Annotated in this window: 16 protein-coding genes; 8 read left to right on the forward strand and 8 right to left on the reverse strand. The window is 72.7% G+C overall.

Going from position 1 to position 17,095, the window contains the following annotated elements:
* From ACTWO6_RS18400 to ACTWO6_RS18420, 5 genes are all read right to left on the reverse strand, one after another.
* A complete protein-coding gene (locus ACTWO6_RS18400; protein ID WP_446215063.1) occupies positions 1-1,299 on the reverse strand; it encodes an ABC transporter substrate-binding protein in 1,299 nt (432 codons plus the stop codon).
* A gap of 43 nt (positions 1,300-1,342) precedes the next feature.
* Positions 1,343-2,182, reverse strand: coding sequence for a carbohydrate ABC transporter permease (locus tag ACTWO6_RS18405; protein WP_446215064.1), 840 nt, complete (start codon positions 2,180-2,182; stop codon positions 1,343-1,345).
* A complete protein-coding gene (locus ACTWO6_RS18410; RefSeq protein WP_446215065.1) occupies positions 2,182-3,114 on the reverse strand; it encodes a carbohydrate ABC transporter permease in 933 nt (310 codons plus the stop codon). The genes ACTWO6_RS18405 and ACTWO6_RS18410 overlap by 1 nt, the downstream gene beginning before the upstream one ends.
* Positions 3,111-4,274, reverse strand: a complete 1,164-nt coding sequence (locus ACTWO6_RS18415; RefSeq protein WP_446215066.1) for a LacI family DNA-binding transcriptional regulator — start codon at positions 4,272-4,274, stop codon at positions 3,111-3,113. Before ACTWO6_RS18415 ends, ACTWO6_RS18410 begins: the two co-directional genes overlap by 4 nt.
* Positions 4,275-4,339: 65 nt before the next feature.
* Positions 4,340-5,194 (reverse strand): sigma-70 family RNA polymerase sigma factor, encoded by an 855-nt coding sequence (locus ACTWO6_RS18420; RefSeq protein ID WP_446215067.1) that lies wholly within the window; start codon positions 5,192-5,194, stop codon positions 4,340-4,342.
* A 73-nt stretch (positions 5,195-5,267) separates the two neighbouring features.
* On the opposite strand from ACTWO6_RS18420, the gene ACTWO6_RS18425 reads away from it, so the two are divergent.
* Entirely contained in the window at positions 5,268-5,693 is a 426-nt protein-coding gene (locus ACTWO6_RS18425; protein ID WP_446215068.1) for an SRPBCC family protein, read from the forward strand.
* 27 nt (positions 5,694-5,720) lie between these two features.
* On the opposite strand, the gene ACTWO6_RS18430 is transcribed toward ACTWO6_RS18425, so the two are convergent.
* A complete protein-coding gene (locus tag ACTWO6_RS18430; RefSeq protein ID WP_446215069.1) occupies positions 5,721-5,897 on the reverse strand; it encodes a hypothetical protein in 177 nt (58 codons plus the stop codon).
* Between the two features lie 130 nt (positions 5,898-6,027).
* On the opposite strand from ACTWO6_RS18430, the gene ACTWO6_RS18435 reads away from it, so the two are divergent.
* The 7 genes from ACTWO6_RS18435 to ACTWO6_RS18465 all read left to right on the forward strand — a co-directional run bounded on the left by ACTWO6_RS18435 (position 6,028) and on the right by ACTWO6_RS18465 (position 14,367).
* Positions 6,028-7,410: an RNA-guided endonuclease InsQ/TnpB family protein gene (locus ACTWO6_RS18435; protein ID WP_446215070.1), complete on the forward strand. Its 1,383-nt coding sequence runs from the start codon at positions 6,028-6,030 to the stop codon at positions 7,408-7,410.
* Between the two features lie 307 nt (positions 7,411-7,717).
* Positions 7,718-8,851 (forward strand): peptidoglycan recognition protein family protein, encoded by a 1,134-nt coding sequence (locus tag ACTWO6_RS18440; RefSeq protein WP_446215071.1) that lies wholly within the window; start codon positions 7,718-7,720, stop codon positions 8,849-8,851.
* A gap of 185 nt (positions 8,852-9,036) precedes the next feature.
* Positions 9,037-9,450, forward strand: a complete 414-nt coding sequence (locus tag ACTWO6_RS18445; RefSeq protein WP_446215072.1) for a VOC family protein — start codon at positions 9,037-9,039, stop codon at positions 9,448-9,450.
* Between the two features lie 114 nt (positions 9,451-9,564).
* A complete protein-coding gene (locus ACTWO6_RS18450; protein ID WP_446215073.1) occupies positions 9,565-10,647 on the forward strand; it encodes an endonuclease/exonuclease/phosphatase family protein in 1,083 nt (360 codons plus the stop codon).
* Between the two features lie 143 nt (positions 10,648-10,790).
* Complete coding sequence (locus ACTWO6_RS18455) at positions 10,791-11,537, forward strand: ABC transporter permease (protein WP_446215074.1); 747 nt, start codon at positions 10,791-10,793, stop codon at positions 11,535-11,537.
* 78 nt (positions 11,538-11,615) lie between these two features.
* Positions 11,616-13,766 carry an amylo-alpha-1,6-glucosidase gene (locus ACTWO6_RS18460; protein WP_446215075.1) on the forward strand — a complete coding sequence of 717 codons (2,151 nt, stop codon included), beginning with the start codon at positions 11,616-11,618 and terminating at the stop codon, positions 13,764-13,766.
* 94 nt (positions 13,767-13,860) lie between these two features.
* Positions 13,861-14,367 (forward strand): DUF2231 domain-containing protein, encoded by a 507-nt coding sequence (locus ACTWO6_RS18465; RefSeq protein WP_130335707.1) that lies wholly within the window; start codon positions 13,861-13,863, stop codon positions 14,365-14,367.
* Positions 14,368-14,401: 34 nt separating this feature from the next.
* Here the strand turns inward: ACTWO6_RS18465 and ACTWO6_RS18470 are convergent, their stop codons facing one another.
* Complete coding sequence (locus ACTWO6_RS18470; protein ID WP_446215076.1) at positions 14,402-15,340, reverse strand: MerR family transcriptional regulator; 939 nt, start codon at positions 15,338-15,340, stop codon at positions 14,402-14,404.
* A 99-nt stretch (positions 15,341-15,439) separates the two neighbouring features.
* Positions 15,440-17,041, reverse strand: coding sequence for an FAD-dependent monooxygenase (locus ACTWO6_RS18475; protein ID WP_446215077.1), 1,602 nt, complete (start codon positions 17,039-17,041; stop codon positions 15,440-15,442).
* Between the last annotated feature and the right edge of the window lie 54 nt (positions 17,042-17,095).

A 17,095-nucleotide genomic window follows, 5' to 3' on the forward strand; every position in this document is an offset into this window, starting at 1 on the left:
TTACCTCAGAACCTGCTTGCCACCGTCGACCAGCTGCGTGCCGAGCTGGTCCAGGGTGATCTTGTTGGCGAAGTACTGCTGAAGGGCCGGGGTGGCGTACTTGGTCTTCCACTCCGGGTAGCCGTCGACCTGCTGGAACGGGGCGACGGTCAGGTCGGCGGCGCTGTCCGCGGCGACGTCCCAGCCCTGCTTGCCGCCGGTGGCCTTGACCAGCTCCGCGTTGGCCTGCTTGCCGGTCGGCACCAGCCAGTCACCCTTGGCGAGGGTGGCCATGTTGGTCGGGTTGAGGAACCACTCGATGAACTGCGCGGCCTGCTTCTTGTGCTTGCTGTCCTCGGAGACGGAGAGGGTCTGCGGGTTGGCGGCCTGCTTGGTCGACAGCCCCTTGATCGGCGGGAGGGTGACCCAGTCGAAGCCGGCGGGCGCCTGCTCGACCATCTGCTGGCGCAGCGACACCGAGCCGGGCAGCATGGCGTACTTGCCGCCGAAGAAGCCGGGGAGGGTGTCCGCGCCGCTCATGCCCAGCGCCTCCGGGGAGGCGGACTTGCTGGTGTAGATCATGTCGTGGATCCGCTTCGGCACCTCCTTCTCCGCGTCGCCGACCTTGACCTCGGTCTTGCCGCCGTCGCTGTAGAAGAACTTGCCGTCGTAGTTGAGGGCCAGGTTCATCACCCGGTTGGTGGGTGACTTCAGCGCCCAGGCCACGCCGTACTGGCCGGGCTTGGTGAGCTTCTGCGCGTTGGCCTGGAACTCGTCCCAGGTCCAGCCGCCGTCGGCCGGCGGCACGGCGACGCCGGCGGCGTCGAGCAGCTTCTTGTTGGCGAGGACGACCTGCGACTCCAGCAGGAACGGCACGCCGGTGACCTTGCCGTCGGAGGTGGCGGTGTCCCAGACGCCCGGGTCGATCTGGCCCTTGAAGTCGTCGCTGAGCAGCTTGGAGACGTCGGCCAGGTAGCCCTGCTTGCTGAACTCGCCGATGGCGGAGGCCTCGTAGTGCACGATGTCGGCGGCGTCGCCGCCCTCGAACGAGGTGAGCAGCTGGTCGTGGACGGAGTTCCAGTCACCCTGGACGTACTCGACCTGGATGTCGGGGTGTTCGCTGTTCCACTTGGCGACCAAGTCCTTGTTGGCCTGCAGCGACTCCTTCTGCCAGGCCAGGCTGAGGAAGCGCAGCTTCACCGGGCCGGACGACGCCTCGTCCGTGCCGCCGCCGTCACCGCAGGCGGTGAGGGCGCCGAGTCCGACGACCGCGACCGCGGCGGCCACGGCGAGTCGACGGCGGAAACCTGTGCGGGGCATGGGGGTTACCTCCTTGGTGGTGGGTGGGGGATGGTGCCGCTCGTCAGCCCTTGACGGCGCCGGCGAGCGAGCCGGAGGAGAGTCGGCGTTGCATGAACGCGAAGAAGATCAGGCTGGGCAGGGTGGCCAGCAGGGATCCGGCGGCGAGGGGGCCGAGCCGGGCTGTGCCCTCGATGCCGACGAACCGGGCCAGGGTGACCGGCAGGGTGGCCAGCTCCGGGGTCTTGAGCAGCACGAGGGCGAAGAAGAACTCGTTCCAGGCGGAGATGAAGGAGAACAGCGCGGTGGCGACGATCCCGGGCGCGAGCAGCGGGAAGACCACCCGGCGCAGGATCTGCAGCCGGTTGGCCCCGTCGACGCTGGCCGCCTCCTCCAGCTCGCGCGGGATGTTGCGGACGAAGCCCTGCAGCATCCAGAGCGCGAACGGCAGCGCCCAGACCACGTAGATCAGCACCAGCCCGGCGTGGCTGTTGGCCAGCCCGACCTCGCGCAGGATCAGGAAGATCGGGATGATCAGCAGCACGAACGGGAAGAGCTGCGACAGCAGCACCCAGCCCAGCGCCGCGGTGCCGAGCTTCGTGCGGAACCGGGCCAGGGCGTACGAGGCGGGCAGCGCGATCAGCACGGTGAGCACCGCCGAGGCGAGCGACACCTGGAGGCTGTTCAGCGCGGCCCGGCCGAGTTCCTGCTCGGTGAAGGCCTGCACGAAGTTCTGCACCGTCGGGTTTTCGGGGATCAGCGTGGGGTGCAGCCGCACCAGTTCCCGGGGCGGCTTGAACGCGGTGGAGACCAGCCAGACCAGCGGGAACCCGAGGAAGATCAGGTAGCCGGTCAGGGCGACGTACTGCAGCGTCCGCCCGGCGCGGCTCGGCTTTCCGAACATCAGTTCGCCTCCCGGAGTCGGCGCCGCAGGTAGATCGCGAGCAGCGCGACGATGATCACGACCATGACGTTGCCGAGGGCGGCGGCGTAGCCGTAGTTGCCGTAGCGGAACGCCTCCTCGTAGGCGAAGAGCATCGGCAGCATGGTCTTGCCGCCCGGCCCGCCCGCGGTCAGCACGTAGACCAGTCCGAACGAGTTGAAGTTCCAGATGAAGTCCAGCGAGGTGATCGCGACGATCACCGGGGCGAGCGCGGGCAGCGTGACGTTGCGGAACCGGTGCCAGGTACTGGCGCCGTCCACCGCGGCCGCCTCGTGCAGCTCGCGCGGCACGCCCTGCAACCCCGCCAGCAGCACGACGGTGGTCTGCGGCATGCCGGCCCAGACGCCCACGATGATCACCGCCGGCAGGGCGGTGCTGAAGTCGCCGAGCCAGTTGGTGCGCATCCCGTCCGCGCCGACCTGGTGGAAGAGCTCGTTGAGCAGGCCGGCGTCCGGGTGGTAGACCAGCTTCCACAGGATGCCGACCACCACCGGGGGCATCGCCCAGGGCACCACGGCGAGCACCCGGGCCGCGCCCCGGAAGCGCAGCTGCTGGTTGAGCAGCAGGGCCAGCCCGAGGGCGAGCACGAACTGCAGCACCGTCACTCCGACCGCCCAGAGCAGGCCGATCTTGAACGAGTTCCAGAACAGCTCGTCGCCGAGCAGCTCCCGGTAGTTGGCCAGCCCGGTGAAGCTCACCTCGACGTGGCGGCCGGCGCGGGCGTCGGTGAAGCCGAGGTAGATGCCGCGCAGCAGCGGGAAGACCGAGAGCACCACGATGGGCAGCAGCGACGGCAGGAGCAGCAGGTAGATGCCCATCCGGTCGGAGCGGGACCGGGCGGCCCGCGGGCCCTCGGCGCGCGCGGCGTCCGGCCGTTCGGCCACGGTGGTCATGCGGTCACCTCCGGGGTACGCGGCGCGGGCGGCTGCGGCGCGGTCGGGTCCTGGTCTGGCTGCACGGGCACCGGCGGTATGGCTCCCCCGGCGGGCCGGGCGTCCGCTCCCGCATCCGGCGCGGGCACGAAGAGCGGTGCGGCGCTGGAGGCGCGGACGGCGAGTTGGGGGGCGACCTGCTCGCGGCGGGGCGGCAGGGCCGGATCGGCGATCCGCTGCAGGAGGAGTTCGGCGGCGCGCCGACCACGCTCGGCGGAGCCGAGGGAGACGCTGGAGAGCTGCGGGAACATCATCCGGGCCAGCTCGGTGTCGTCCATGCCGACCAGCGCCACGTCCTCGGGGACCCGGCGGCCGGCGGCGAGCAGGGCGTGCAGCGCCCCGACGGCGATCAGGTCGTTGGCGCAGACCAGCGCGTCCGGGCGGGCCCGGGCGAGCAGGCGTTCGGCGGCGGCGCGGCCGGCGACGTACTGGAAGTCGCCGACCTCGACGAGCCGCTCGTCGAGGTCGATGCCGTGGCCGGCGAGGGCGGCCCGGAAGCCGGCGTCGCGGGCGGCGCCGGGGACGGTGTCGAGCGGGCCGTTGACGAAGCCGATCCGCCGGCGTCCGGCGACGACCAGGTGGTCGACCGCCAGCCCCACACCGGCGCGCGAGTCGGTGCGGACGTTGTCGACCGGGGCGTCGGCGCCCAGCTGACCGACCACCACCACCGGCACCGGGCTGTCGACCAGCGCGGCCAGGTGATCGTCGGTGACCCGGATCGGCGAGACGATCATCCCGTCGACGTAGCGGTGGGCGAGCCGGCGCAGCAGCGCCGTCTCGTTGGCGACCTGGCCGCCGGTGGCGTGCACCAGCAGCTGCCGGCCGGAGGCGGCGACCACCGACTCGATGGCCCGCATCATCTCGACGTACACCGGGTTGCCGATGTCCTCGACGGCGAGCGCGATCAGGCCGGTGCGCTGCGACTGGAGCGAGCGGGCGATGGCGTTGGGCACGTAGCCGACCTCGGCCGCCGCCGCGCGGACCTTGCGGATGGTCTCGGGGCTGCCGCCGACGCCGTTGAGCACCCGGGAGGCGGAGGCGATCGAGACGCCGGCCCGGGCGGCGACGGTGTGCACGGTGGGTCGACCGTCTCCCGTCTCCTGTAAACGTTTACGACCCACGCCCGCCACCTCCGCCTGCTTGCTGTAAACGTTTCCGGGAGTCTGCGCCTGAGCCGACGGTCAGGTCAAGGGCTCGTTACGAAAACGTTTCCAACCACGGAGAGCCGGCCCAGGCGCTGCGGGTCGGCGATCACCTCGATCGCCGTGATCCGGTCGGTGGAGATCGTGAAGGTCATGACCGTGACGAGACGTCCACGGGGTGTCACCAGGATTCCCGGCGCGCCGTTCACGAGCCCGGTGTGGGCGTGCTCGGCCCGGTGCGAGAACAGCAGCGCCTGCCGGGCGACGGCACGGGCACCGCGCACGTGTGTCGGGCCCGGGGAGGGTGCCGCGAAGCCGTCGGCGGAAACGGTGACATCGGGGTGGAGCAGGTTGAGCAGCGCCGCGAAGTCGCCCTTGCGCGCAGCAACCAGGAAGGCATCGACGGCCGCCCGCTGACGGGCCGGATCGGTGTCGGGCAGTTCGGCGGCCCGCACCCGGTGACGTGCGCGACTGGCGAGCATTTTCGTCGCGTCGGTCGAGCGCCCGACGATCGGTGCGATCTCCCGGTAGGGCACGGCGAAGATGTCGTGCAGGACGAGCGCCATCCGTTCCGCCGGCGTCAGCGTGTCCATCACGACCAGCAGGGCGAGCCCGACCGAGTCGGCCAGCACCGCCTCCTGCTCCGGGTCCGAACCGTCCAGGGGGAACGGTCCGGCGAGGGAGACCTCACGACGTGCCGTGCGCGACCGCAGCATGTCCAGGCACACGCGTGTCACCACGGTGGTGAGCCAGGCGCGGGTGTTCCGGACTTCGCCGGTGTCCGCACGGGCCGTCCGCACCCACGCCTCCTGGACCGCGTCGTCGGCCTCAGTTCGCGAGCCGAGCATGCGGTAGGCCACCGCGTGCAGGTGGCGCCGATGCGCCTCGAAATCGTCCACCGTTACCCTTTCGCCGCGCTCTTCGTCTTACCACTGACGGCTGCGAGCACGCACCGGTAACAAAGGAGGGGCGATGGCACCACTGGTTTCCACGATCGAGATCGCGCGTCCACCGGACGAGGTCTTCGCCTACGCCACCGATCCTTCGCGGTTCGCCGAGTGGCAGCCCGATGTGGTGCGGGTGCGCCTTCTCGACGGCTCACGGTTCACCACCATCCGGAGGATCAGGGGAGCCGAGCGCACGATGAGCCAGCAGATCACCCAGAACGAGGCGCCGCACAGCTGGGCGGCCCGGGGCATCGACGGGCCCATCCGTCCGCACGCCACGATCACCGTGGAGCCGATCGAGGACGGCACCCGGTCCCGAGTGACGTTCACGCTCGACTTCGAGGGCCACGGGCTCGGTGTGCCGCTGGTGCCGCTGGTGCGCCGGCAGGCGCGGCACGCCGCACCGACCAGCTACCAGAATCTCAAGCGACTCCTCGAGCGGGGCCACTAGGCGGCCTCTCGTGGGTTGCCCCTGCGGTTACGAGGTCGCCGCCTGCCACTGATAGGCCCACGGCGGCCCGGAACCGGTGACCGGTTCGCGCACGTACAGGCCGTCGCCCACAACGTCGACCTCGCCCGGAGGCAACTCGGCCGGCGGTGCACCGCGCTCGTCGAGCTCGACGGTCGCGGTACGTCCGTCGGCCGGTCCGCCCACGATCGGCACATCAGCTAGGTGCCGTGTCCACAAACGTTGGCCGGGTTGGTCGGGGTTGGGGAAAGTGTCGTAGGGGTGGTGTTGGCTTCGGTTCGTGCCTCGCCGTCGGGATCCCGCCGCTCCGCGGGTCGTGCATCGCACCGCGCGCGTCGCGTTGCGGGTGACGCCCGGGCAGCGGCGCCGTTGTTTCGGGCTGCTGCGCTCGGCCGGTGACGTGTGGGCGTGTGTGCTGGAGGTGAACGCGTGGCGGCGCCGCCGCCGGGACGTACCCCTGTCCGGTTATCAGGAGTTGTGCCGGGAGTTGGCGACGTCCGGGCCGGGCACGTTCGCCGAACTGGACTCCGTCGGTGCGCGGTCGGTGTTGCGCCGGTTCTCCGATGCGTGGTTCGCGGCGGCGAAACGCCGCAGCGCCGGTGACCTGTCGGCCCGGTTCCCCCGTCGCCGGCGAGGGTTGATGCCGGTGCGCTGGTACCACGGCACGTTCACCCTCGACGGGCGCCGGGTCCGGGTCCCGACCGCCAGAGGCACGTCGCCGTTGTGGGTGCGTCTGGCGCGGGAGGTGCCGTATCCGGCCGAGCAGGTCCGGTCGATCACCCTGCTGTGCGAGGGCGGCCGCCTGTTCCTCGACGTGACCGCCGAGGTGCCGGTGGCCGTCTACCCGCCCGGCGAGGAACCGGATCCCGGCAGGGTGGCCGGGGTGGATCTCGGGATCATCCACCCCTACGCCGTGGCCGGCCCCGACGGGGAGGGGTTGCTGGTGTCCGGGCGGGCGATCCGCGCCGAACACCGCATGCACCTCGCCGACACCAAGGCCCGCCGCCGTGCCGTGGCCCGCCGGGCGCCGAAACCTGGCCAGAAGGGGTCGCGGCGGTGGCGGCAGTACCGCCGCCGGGCACGACTGGTCGAGGGCCGGCACCGGCGCAGGGTCCGCCAGGCCCAGCACGAGGCCGCCCGCGGCGTCGTCTCGTGGGCGGTGCGGCAGCGGGTCGGTGTGCTGCACGTCGGTGACCCCCGCGGGGTGCTCGACATTCCTGCCGGGCGGCGGCACAACCTTCGGCTGCGGCAGTGGCAGGTCGGCCGGCTCCTCCAAGTTCTCACCGACAAAGCCACCCTGGCCGGGATCACCGTCCGGCTGGTCGACGAACGCGGCACCTCCTCCACCTGCCCCACCTGCCGAAGGCGGGTGCCGAAACCCCGGGGCAGGACGTTGTCCTGCCCGCACTGCGCATTCTCCGGGCACCGTGACCTGGTCGCGGCCGCCAGCATCGCCACCCGTGTCCCGGGCGGCGGATCCACCACCCCGACAGCCGTCGTGCTGCCGCAGGTGGTCACGCACCGCCGAGCCGGCCGGCACCTACCCGGTGCCGGCCAGTCCCGACGTGACCCCCGCCGCCCACCCCGGGCAGCGCGAGGACCAGTTGGCCCGCGGAGGCCCGCCCCACCACCCGGTGGGGAGTCGCTCGCCCAAAAGGCGAGGATCCACAACACCCACCGCAAACCCGGTGAACGTTAGTGGACACCGCACTACGTCTCGCATACGTGCAGCATTGCGGTCCGGCAACGCTGTGCGTCCAGAACGCCGAAGTTCGGTCTCTTCGTCTTCCCGGCGGCCTCTTGGTGGCGTCACCCGCCACCGTCCGGGTTGACCACACTGGTTCGCATTCGACCCTCCGACCTGGACGGCGGCGGGCGGACACGGATTGATTCTTGTCGCCGTCACCCCTAGCGCTTCGCGCATCCGTGGCAATATCCTCCGTCTCACGCGCGGCTTCTGAAGTTCCTTTTCACTGCTGATCCTCGCCCGCCGCGAAGGAGACGACATGCTCTTCAACCACCCCGAGCTGGACCGCCGTACGCTGCTGCGGGCCGGCCTCGGCGCCGCCGCGGTCGCGGTCGTCGGGACCGAACTCGCCGTCCCGGCCGCCGCGCAGGCCGCGCCGGGTGCGAACCTCGACTGGATCATCAGCTGCGACGAGTGGGGAGCCCGCCCGCCGGCGGACCCGCTGTCGATCAGCGCGATCGCCACCAACAAGATCATCGTGCACCACATGGCGTTCCCGAACAGCACCGACTACTCGGAGGAGCACGCCAAGCAGCTCGCCCGCGACTGCCAGGACCTGCACCTGGACGTCAACCACTGGTCGGACACCGGGCAGCACTTCACGGTCAGCCGCGGCGGTCACGTCCTGGAGGGCCGGCACGGCAGCCTCGAGCGGCTCCAGGCCGGCGACCGACAGATGATCTCGGCGCACTGCCCCGGCGAGAACGGCCGGGCGATCGGCATCGAGAACGAGGGCACCTACGTCACCGAGACCCCGCCGGAGCAGCTGCTCGACTCGCTGGTCAAGCTCTGCACCACCGTCTGTGAGCAGTACGGCCTGCACGCCCACGACATCTTCGGCCACTGGGACTTCCGGGCCACCCAGTGCCCGGGCGCGATGTTCTACCGGGAGTTCCCCGCCCTGCGCCGGCGGGTCTTCGCCAAGCTCGGCACCGACCTGGCCGACGTGCCGGCCCGCCGCTGGCCGGACATCTGGCGCTTCGTCGGCGGCCCGGTCGTCCGCGTCGCGCAGTACCTGCTCACCTTCCGCGGCTACACCGTGCCGGTCACCGGTGTCTTCGACGCCGCCACCGTCGCGGCCGTGCAGGACTGGCAGGCCCGCAACGGCATCCCGGTCGACATCGACGCCACGCTCACCGCGCCGACCTGGGAGACCCTCGCGCCGGAACTGGACAAGGACGCCACCGGCATCCCGGTCGGCGCCGTGCAGTTCATGCTCAACTCCAAGGGCTACGCCGAGGTCACGGTCACCGGCGAGTACGACTACGCGACCAAGAAGGCCCTGAAGGACCTCCAGGAGCTGCACGGTCTCGACGCGAACGGAAAGGTCAGCACCACCACCTGGTGTGCGCTGGTGGGCGGTGTGGTGCGTCAGTCGTTCCAGGTGGACTGACGGCGCACCGGCGGGGACCGGTGGGGGTGGCAACGGCGCCACCCCCACCGCACCGTTCGGCGCGCCGCACCGCCGACAACAGCGCCGACACCCGGCCGAGCCTCGTTGTCCATCGCTGTCCGGTCTGCGAGCATGACCCGGGTCAGGACACGACCACGACCTGGTCTCCGATTGAGGAGGACGCTGTGGCGTCTCGGCTCAACCCGTACCTCAGTTTCCGCGACAACGCCCGTGAGGCGATGGAGTTCTACCGCGAGGTCTTCGGCGGCAATCTCACCCTGAGCACGTTCGGTGAGTTCGGCAACCCGGAGCCCGAACTCGCCGACAAGATCATGCACGGCATGCTGGAGACCGACCGTGGCTACACGCTGATGGCCTCCGACACCCCGCCGGGAATGGAACACCGCCCCGGAAACAACATCGCGATCAGCCTGAGCGGGGACGACGCCGACGAGCTGCGGGGTTACTGGGAGAAGCTGTCCGGCGGCGGCACGGTGCAGATGCCCCTGGAGAAGCAGATATGGGGCGACGAGTTCGGCATGTGCGTGGACCGGTTCGGCATCAACTGGCTGGTCAACATCGCCCAGCCGCAGGCCTGATCGGCTGCGGCCAGGACGGATGTCGCCCGAACGGCGGTATCCACAGTGGTCTCCCCGGCGTTACCGTACGCAGGCTTCCCGCCGAAGCGGACCCCGCCGGAGAGGACCAGAGGCATGGACGGCAGCAGACGCACGCACCGCCGGCAACTGGCCCGGCTGGTCACCGCCGCCCTCGTGGTGGCCAGCCTGGGGCTCCTCGCCCCGCCCGCGCACGCGGAGGCCGGGCCCGAGGTCGCCGTGATGACCCGCAACCTCTACCTGGGCGGGGACCTCACGCCGTCGATCGGCGCGCCGACGCTGCCAGCGTTCCTGGCCGCGAACTCGGCCCTGCTCGGCCACGTGGACCTGGTCGACTTTCCCGCCCGGGCCGGGCTGTTCGCCGAGGAGATCCGCGAGCGCAAGCCTGACCTGGTCGGCCTGCAGGAGGTGGCGCTCTGGCGTACCGGGCGGATCGGCGACCCGGCCCCGGCCACCGAGGTCCGGTACGACTACCTGGCGCTGCTGACGGCCGAGCTGGCCGCGTCCGGTCACCCGTACGACGTCGCCGTGGTGCAGGACGAGGCGGATCTGGAGGCCCCGGCCGGCGCGCCGTACAACGTGGATGTCCGGCTCACCATGCGCGACGTCGTCCTGGTCCGGCACGGCGGCCGGGTGAAGGTGACCGACACGTCATCGGGGAACTTCGTCCAGAACCTGGTGTTGCCGCTCGGGGCCACCGGTGGCACCGCCACGAGCACGCGCGGTTGGACGGCGGTGGACGCGGTGCTGGGCACCCGGGCGTTCCGGTTCGTCAACACCCACCTGGAGGCCTTCCACCCCGGCGTCCGGGTGCTGCAGGCGCAGGAGCTGCTCCGGGGCCCGCTGAACGTACCCGGCCGGGTGATCCTCGTCGGGGATCTCAACACCGGTCCCGAGCTGCCCGATCCGAACAACCGGATCGCCTACTTCACCCTGGTGGCCGGCGGACTCGTCGACACCTGGCCGATCCTGCACCCCGGCGAGCCCGGATACACCGCGGGGCTGGGCGACGACCTGACCGAGCCCGCCGACGACGTCGAGCACCGGATCGACATGGTCATGGTCCGTGGCGTGGTCGTACCGGTGGCGAGTGAGGTCTTCGGCACGGAGCGGCAGACCCCCGACGGCCGCTGGGCGTCGGATCATCTGGGTCATCTGGCGGTGCTCGCGCTGCCGTAGACCCTCGTCCCGGAACCCGGCGCCTCCCGGCGGCCGGCCGGCGCCCGATCCGGCCCGGATCCGGGGCGGCGCGCATAAGATCCGCAGGTGACCGGCGCGGGGGACATCAGGGACGAGCGGTTGGCCCGGTCCGCGGGGCGGCGATGACCGGCGGCGCGGTACCGATCGGACCGGCGCTGGTCGCCGCCCTGCTCGGGCTCACCCTCGCGGGCGCCGCGGTGCTCCGGCTGAGCGGCCTGGGCCGGGCCCGCGCGATCCTGGGCGCGGCCGCCCGGGCCACCGTTCAGCTCGGCGTCGTCTCGCTGGTCATCGTCGCCGTGCTGCGCCAGTGGTGGAGCACCGGCGCGTTCATCCTCCTCATGTACGCGGTCGCCAGCGTCACCGCGCGCCGGCGGATCGGGGCCGGCTGCCCGGCCCGGGTCGCCCCGCTGGCGATCGCGGCCGGGGTGGCGCCGAGTCTCGGCGTACTGCTGGCCAGCCGGGCGCTGCCCGCGACGCCGCTGGTGGTGCTGCCGACGGCGGGCATCCTGATCGGCGGCGCGATGACCGCGACGAGCCTGGCGGGCCGGCGGACCCTGGACGAGCTGCGCACCCGGCACGGCGAGTACGAGGCGGGGCTGGCCCTGGGGCTGCTCCCCCGCGACGCCGCGCTGGAGATCTGCCGGCCGGCCGCCGGGCAGGCCCTGATCCCGGCGCTGGACCAGACCCGCACGGTCGGGTTGGTCACCCTGCCGGGGGCGTTCGTCGGGGTACTGCTCGGCGGGGCGGGGCCGATCCAGGCCGGCGCGACCCAGCTGCTGATCCTGCTGACCCTGCTGGCGGTGGAGGCGGTGGCGATCGCGATCGCCGTCGAGCTGCTCGTCCGCGCCCGGGCCCGCAGCGAGCCCTGACGGGCGACGCACCCGCCCCGGGGTGTACCGGCGCGGCAAAGGGGTACCGGCGCGGGGTGACCGACGGCCGCGTGCGCGATGACCAGGGTCCGTAACCTGCGGGTGCGGCCCGACCTGCTGTACGTGGCGAGCGGGTGGAGCACGCTGGTCACCGACGTGCGGGGCCGGATCACCGGCACCGACCCGCAGGGCTTCTTCGCCCGCAACACCCGGGTGCTCAGCGTCGAGCGGATCACCGTCGACGGCCGCGAGCCCGTCTCGTTCAGCACGGCGAACGTGCAGGGACACGCCCAGCTCTCCTACGCCGAGCTGGGCGACGGTGAGACGCTGCCGTCGCGGGCGGCGTACCTGCTGACGGAGCGGTTCGTCGGCGACGGGCTGCGTACCCGGCTCACCGTGGCCAGCTACGCCCCGCAGCCGCTGCCGATGGCGGTGGAGCTCCGCCTCGGCGCCGACTTCGCGGACACCGGCGAGGCGGAGCAGGGCCGCCGGCGGCAGGTCGGCGGCGTCGGCACGAGCTGGGACGCCGCGACCGGGGAGCTGCGGCTGAGCTACCTGCGCGACGACATCGACCGCGCGGTCGCCGTCCGGGTCCGCGCCGACGGCGTCCCCGTCCGGTACGCCGACGGCGCCTTCGCCGTCGAGGTCGTGGTGCCGCCGCGCGGCAGCGTCCGGCTGGACGTGGTCGTGGAGCCGGTCTTCGACGGGGAGCGGCTGGTCGCGCCGCCGGCGAACTTCACCGAGCCGGCCGACGCCGCCGGGGCGGCGCGCGCCCGGCTCGCCGGTGAGCTGACCCGGCTGAGCAGCAGCAACTTCGACGTCACGGCCGCCTGGCGGTGCGCGGTGGAGGACCTGTCGGTGCTGCCGCTCGGGGAGCCGGCCGGCCCGACCGCGCCGATCGCGGGGCTGCCGATCTACCAGGAGATCTTCGGGCGGGACACGATGACCGCGTCCTGGCAGGCGCTGCTGGCCGGGCCGACGATGCTGGCCGACAGCCTCCGGCTCAACGCCCGCCACCTCGGGCGGCGGATCGACGACTGGCGGGACGAGGAGCCCGGCAAGCCGCTGCACGAGGCCCGCCGGGGACCGGTCTCCGTGCTGGGGCTGGACCCGTTCGCCGGCTACTACGGCGACTGGTCGACCGCGCCGGACTTCCTGGTCTTCCTCGGGCAGTACCTCGCCTGGACCGGTGACCTGCGCACCGTACGGGAGCTGCTGCCGACGGCGCGGCGCGCCCTGGACTGGATCGAACGGTACGGCGACATCGACGGGGACGGCTTCCTCGAGTACCACTGCCGCTCCCGCGCGGGGCTGAAGAACCAGGGGTGGAAGGACTCCGACACCGCCATCGTCGACGAGCACGGGCGGGTGGTGCCCAACCCGATCGCGACCAGCGAGCTCCAGGCCTACTGGTACGCCGCGCTGCGGCACGCCGCCGTGGTGTTCACCGCGGCCGGTCACCCCGCCCGGGGCGCCGCCCTGCTGGCCCGGGCCCACGCCCTGCGCCGCCGCTTCCACCGCGCGTACTGGCTGCCCGAGCGGGGCTGCTACGCGATGGCGCTGGGGCCGGACAAGCGCCCGGTCCGCTCGGTCAACTCCAACGACGGGCACCTGCTCACCACGGGCATCGTGCCGACGCGGGTCGCCCCGGTGGTCGCCGGCCGGCTGCTCGCGCCGGACATGTTCAGCGGCTGGGGCGTGCGGACGCTGTCGGCCGAGCATCCGGCGTACAACCCGTTCAGCTACCACCGGGGCAGCGTCTGGCCGGTGGAGGCGGGCACGATCGGCCTCGGGCTGGCCCGGTACGGCTGCTGGCCGCACCTGCACCGGCTCGCCGAGGGGATGTTCGCCGCGGCGGCGCTGTTCGAGGAGCACCGCCTGCCCGAGGTGCTCAGCGGCCTGCCCCGCGACGCCGCCCACCCGCACCCCGGCGTGTACCCGAACTCGTGCTCCCCGCAGGCCTGGTCGGCCAGTTCGATCATCGCGCTGGTGCAGGCGCTGCTCGCGCTGCGCCCGGCCGCGTCGCTGCGGACGATCTTCGTGGATCCGCACCTGCCCGAGTGGCTGCCCGACCTCCGGTTGGAGGGCGTGCAGGTCGGTGGGGCCACCGTCGACCTGACGGTGCGGCGCCGGCGCGGCGGGCGGACGTCGATCACCGCGCGCGGGGACCGGCTGGCCGTGGTCCGCCGCCCGACGCTGCAGGCGTTCGCCACCCGCCACCGGCGCTGACCGGCCCGGGCGGGACGTCGGCGTCACCCACAGGTGTGGCGCCGCCGGGACGGGGAATCCGGCCCCGCCTGGGGAGGAGACAGGGAGTGCTGCCATGGAAAGTCGCGCGAAGGCCATGGGCCACGGGATCCACCCCATTCTGATCGTGTTCCCGCTGGGCCTGCTCGCCACCTCGGTGATCTTCGACATCCTGTACCTGATCACCGACCGGCCGGGTTTCCAGATCTCCGCCGCGTACACGATCGGCGCCGGCATCGTCGGCGGCCTGATCGCCGCGGTGTTCGGCCTGATCGACTGGCGGGCCATCCCCAGCGGTACGCGGGCCAAGCGGGTCGGCGCGGCGCACGGTCTGGGCAACGTGGTGGTCCTGCTGCTGTTCGCGGTGAGCTGGCTGCTGCGGCGCGCCGCCGACAACTGGGATCCGAACGCGCTGGCGTTGATCTGCAGCTTCGCGGGGATCCTGCTCGCCGGGGTGACCGGTTGGCTCGGTGGTGAACTGGTCGAGCGGCTCGGGGTCAGCGTGAGCGACGAGGCGGGCGTCAATGCGCCGAGTTCGCTGTCGCGCCGGTCCACCGGCCGGCCCCGCGCCCGCGGGGTCTGACCCGGTCAGGCGGGTGGCCGGCCCGCTCACGGCGCTACCGCGGAATCCGGGCGCGCAGGGCCCGGATGAACCAGTCGAGCGCCGGCCCCAGGCTCTCCGGGGTCGTCCAGCCGTTGATCACCGAGAGCAGTTGGAGGTACCGCTCCCGGCGCGGGTCGTTCGCGGTCTCCAGCAGGGTCGTCAGCCGGCGCCGCAGGTCGACGTCGTCGGGACGACCGGAGAGCTGCGCGTACCGCGCCGTGACCGCCGCGACGACCGGATCGGCCTCGGGCGAGGCCGGATCGAGGCCGGCGGCCAGGGCGGGGCCGACCAGGTCACGGACCAGCGCGGCGGCGTCGCGGCGCACGACCGGGTCGTCACCCCGGGCGCGCTCGGCCGCGTGCTGCTCGGCCATGCGTCGCATGCTCGCGCGGAAATCCGGGTCCTGGGACAGTTCGGCCAGCTCCACCCACGCCTCGACCTGCTCGGCCCCGGGTTCGTCGGGCAGTTCGGGGGTCATCGAGCGCCTGATCCCCACGAATCCCGCGTCGGCGTCCAGGCCGCCGAAGACGGTGTCGAGGAACTCGCCGACGAGACGCCGGCGCTCCTCCTCGGAGAGCTTGGCCAGCTGGTGCATGAGATCCATCTCCTCGGGGGTCGACCCGCGCCTGGCCACCGCCGTCAGCACCGCGCGCCGCAGCCGCAGCGTGCGGATCTGCACCGCCAGCGCCTCGGCGTGCGCCGCGGCGACCTCGGCGAGCGTGACCTCCCGGTCCACGACCTTCCGGATGGTGGTCAGGTCCAGTCCCAGGTCGCGCAGGGTCCGCACGAGCTCCAGGCGGGCGAGGGCGTCGAGGTCGTAGCGGCGGTACCCGGCCGGGCTGCGGCCGGTCGGCGGCACGATCCCGCGGTCGGAGTAGAAGCGGATGGCCTTGACCGTCAGCCCGGTCCGCCGGGCCAGCTCACCGATCGAGTAGAGCGTGTCGCCGTTCATGCCCCCACCCTCGCGCCTCCCCCTACCGGAGACGCAACCCGTCCGGTCCTGCCCGGTCCGGTCGGTGGCCTCCGCGCCGCGGCTGAGGGTACGGGCTGTTCAGGAGGGTGGGAGCCACCGGTCGAGGTAGCCGACCAGCGCGGTCCAGCCCTCGGCGCCGGATCGGAACCCGATGTGGCCGTCAGGTCGGACCAGGTACAGCGCGGCGGCGTCGGCGCCGAGGCCGAGCCGGTGCAGGGCGCGGCCATCCGGGTCGTGCAGGGTGCCGGGCTCGTCGCCGGCGCCGAGGCGGTGGACGGTGAGACCGCGGCCCCGGCGCAGCTGCTCGACCCGTTCGGCGGCCCAGGTCCGACCCGGCCCGCACAGCAGCAGGTGCCAGCCCGGCGCGCCGGTGACCTGGTGCAGTGTCGTGGATCGCCCGTCGCGCACCACGGGCCCGTCGGGCAGCCGGTCGCCGGCCCGGGGCCCGCGCCGGGGCGGGCGCGGCCCCTCCACCGACAGGGGGCTGCGCCGGTACCGGATGTCGAGCTCGGCGACGGTACGGAACGCGAACGCCCGGCCGGCCCGGGCCCGTGCGGCCAGCGGGATGACGGCGGGGGCCACGCGGGTACGGGCGAAGCGGACGAGCGGGTTGGTGGAGGTGGCGATGGTGAAGGCCCGGTCGGTGAAGCGCAGCACCATCCGCCCGATCGGGGCGCGTTCGGGTTCGTAGGTGTCCAGCAGCCCGGCCGCGCCGCCGCCGCGGAGGGTGTGGGCGAGCTTCCAGCCGAGGTTGACCGCGTCTTGGATGCCGGTGTTCATCCCCTGCGCCCCGGCGGGGCTGTGGATGTGCGCGGCGTCGCCGGCCAGCAGGATCCGCCCGGCCCGGTAGTGCCGGGCGGCGCGGTGGTGCAGCCGGAAGTTGGTCATCCACACCGGGTCGTGCAGCCGCACGGCCCCGCCGGTGTACCCGTCGGTCAGCGCCTGCACCTGATCGAGGGTGACCGTGGCGTCCGGTGGGGTGGGGTCGGCCGGTGGCCGCATCACCAGCAGCCGCCAGCTGGCCGGCCGGCCGAGCGGGAAGAAGAGCAGCATCCCGGTATCGGAGAGGAACGCGTGCGCCGCTCCGGTGGTGAGACCGTCGGCCTCGACGTCGGCCAGCACGAACGTCTGCGGGTAGGAGCTGCCCTCGAAGGCGATCCCGGCGTCGCGGCGAACGGCGCTGTGCGCGCCGTCGCAGCCGACCACGTACCGGGCGCCGACCGTCTCCTCCCGGCCGTCGCGGTGGCGCAGCCGGCAGGTCACCTGGTCGGTCGTGCTGCGCAGGTCGACCAGCTCCACGCCGCGCTCGACGGTCACCCCCGAGGTCCGCACGTGTTCGCAGAGGATGCGTTCGGTCTCGGCCTGGGACAGGAACAGCAGGTGCGGGTAGGCGGTGTCGGCCAGGCCCAGGTCGAACATCGGCAGGGTCAGCACCCGGTTCCGGACGTGCAGGTGCAGCCGCACCGCCGGGTTGCCGTCGGCGATGAGCTGGTCGGTGACGCCGAACCGCGCCAGCACCTCCAGGGTGCGCGGCTGGATCGCCAGGGCCCGTGACTCGTGGACCCGGTCGGTGCTGCGGTCGACCAGGCGTGGCCGGACGCCGTCCGCGGCGAGTTGCGCCGCCAACGCCAGGCCGGTCGGGCCAGCACCGACGATCAGCACATCCACCGAGGCGGTCATGGCGTCAACCTACGGCCTGGTCGGGGTTGGTGGGGGCCGCGCCACGGTTCGGCT

This window comes from Micromonospora sp. IBHARD004 (assembly GCF_052814115.1).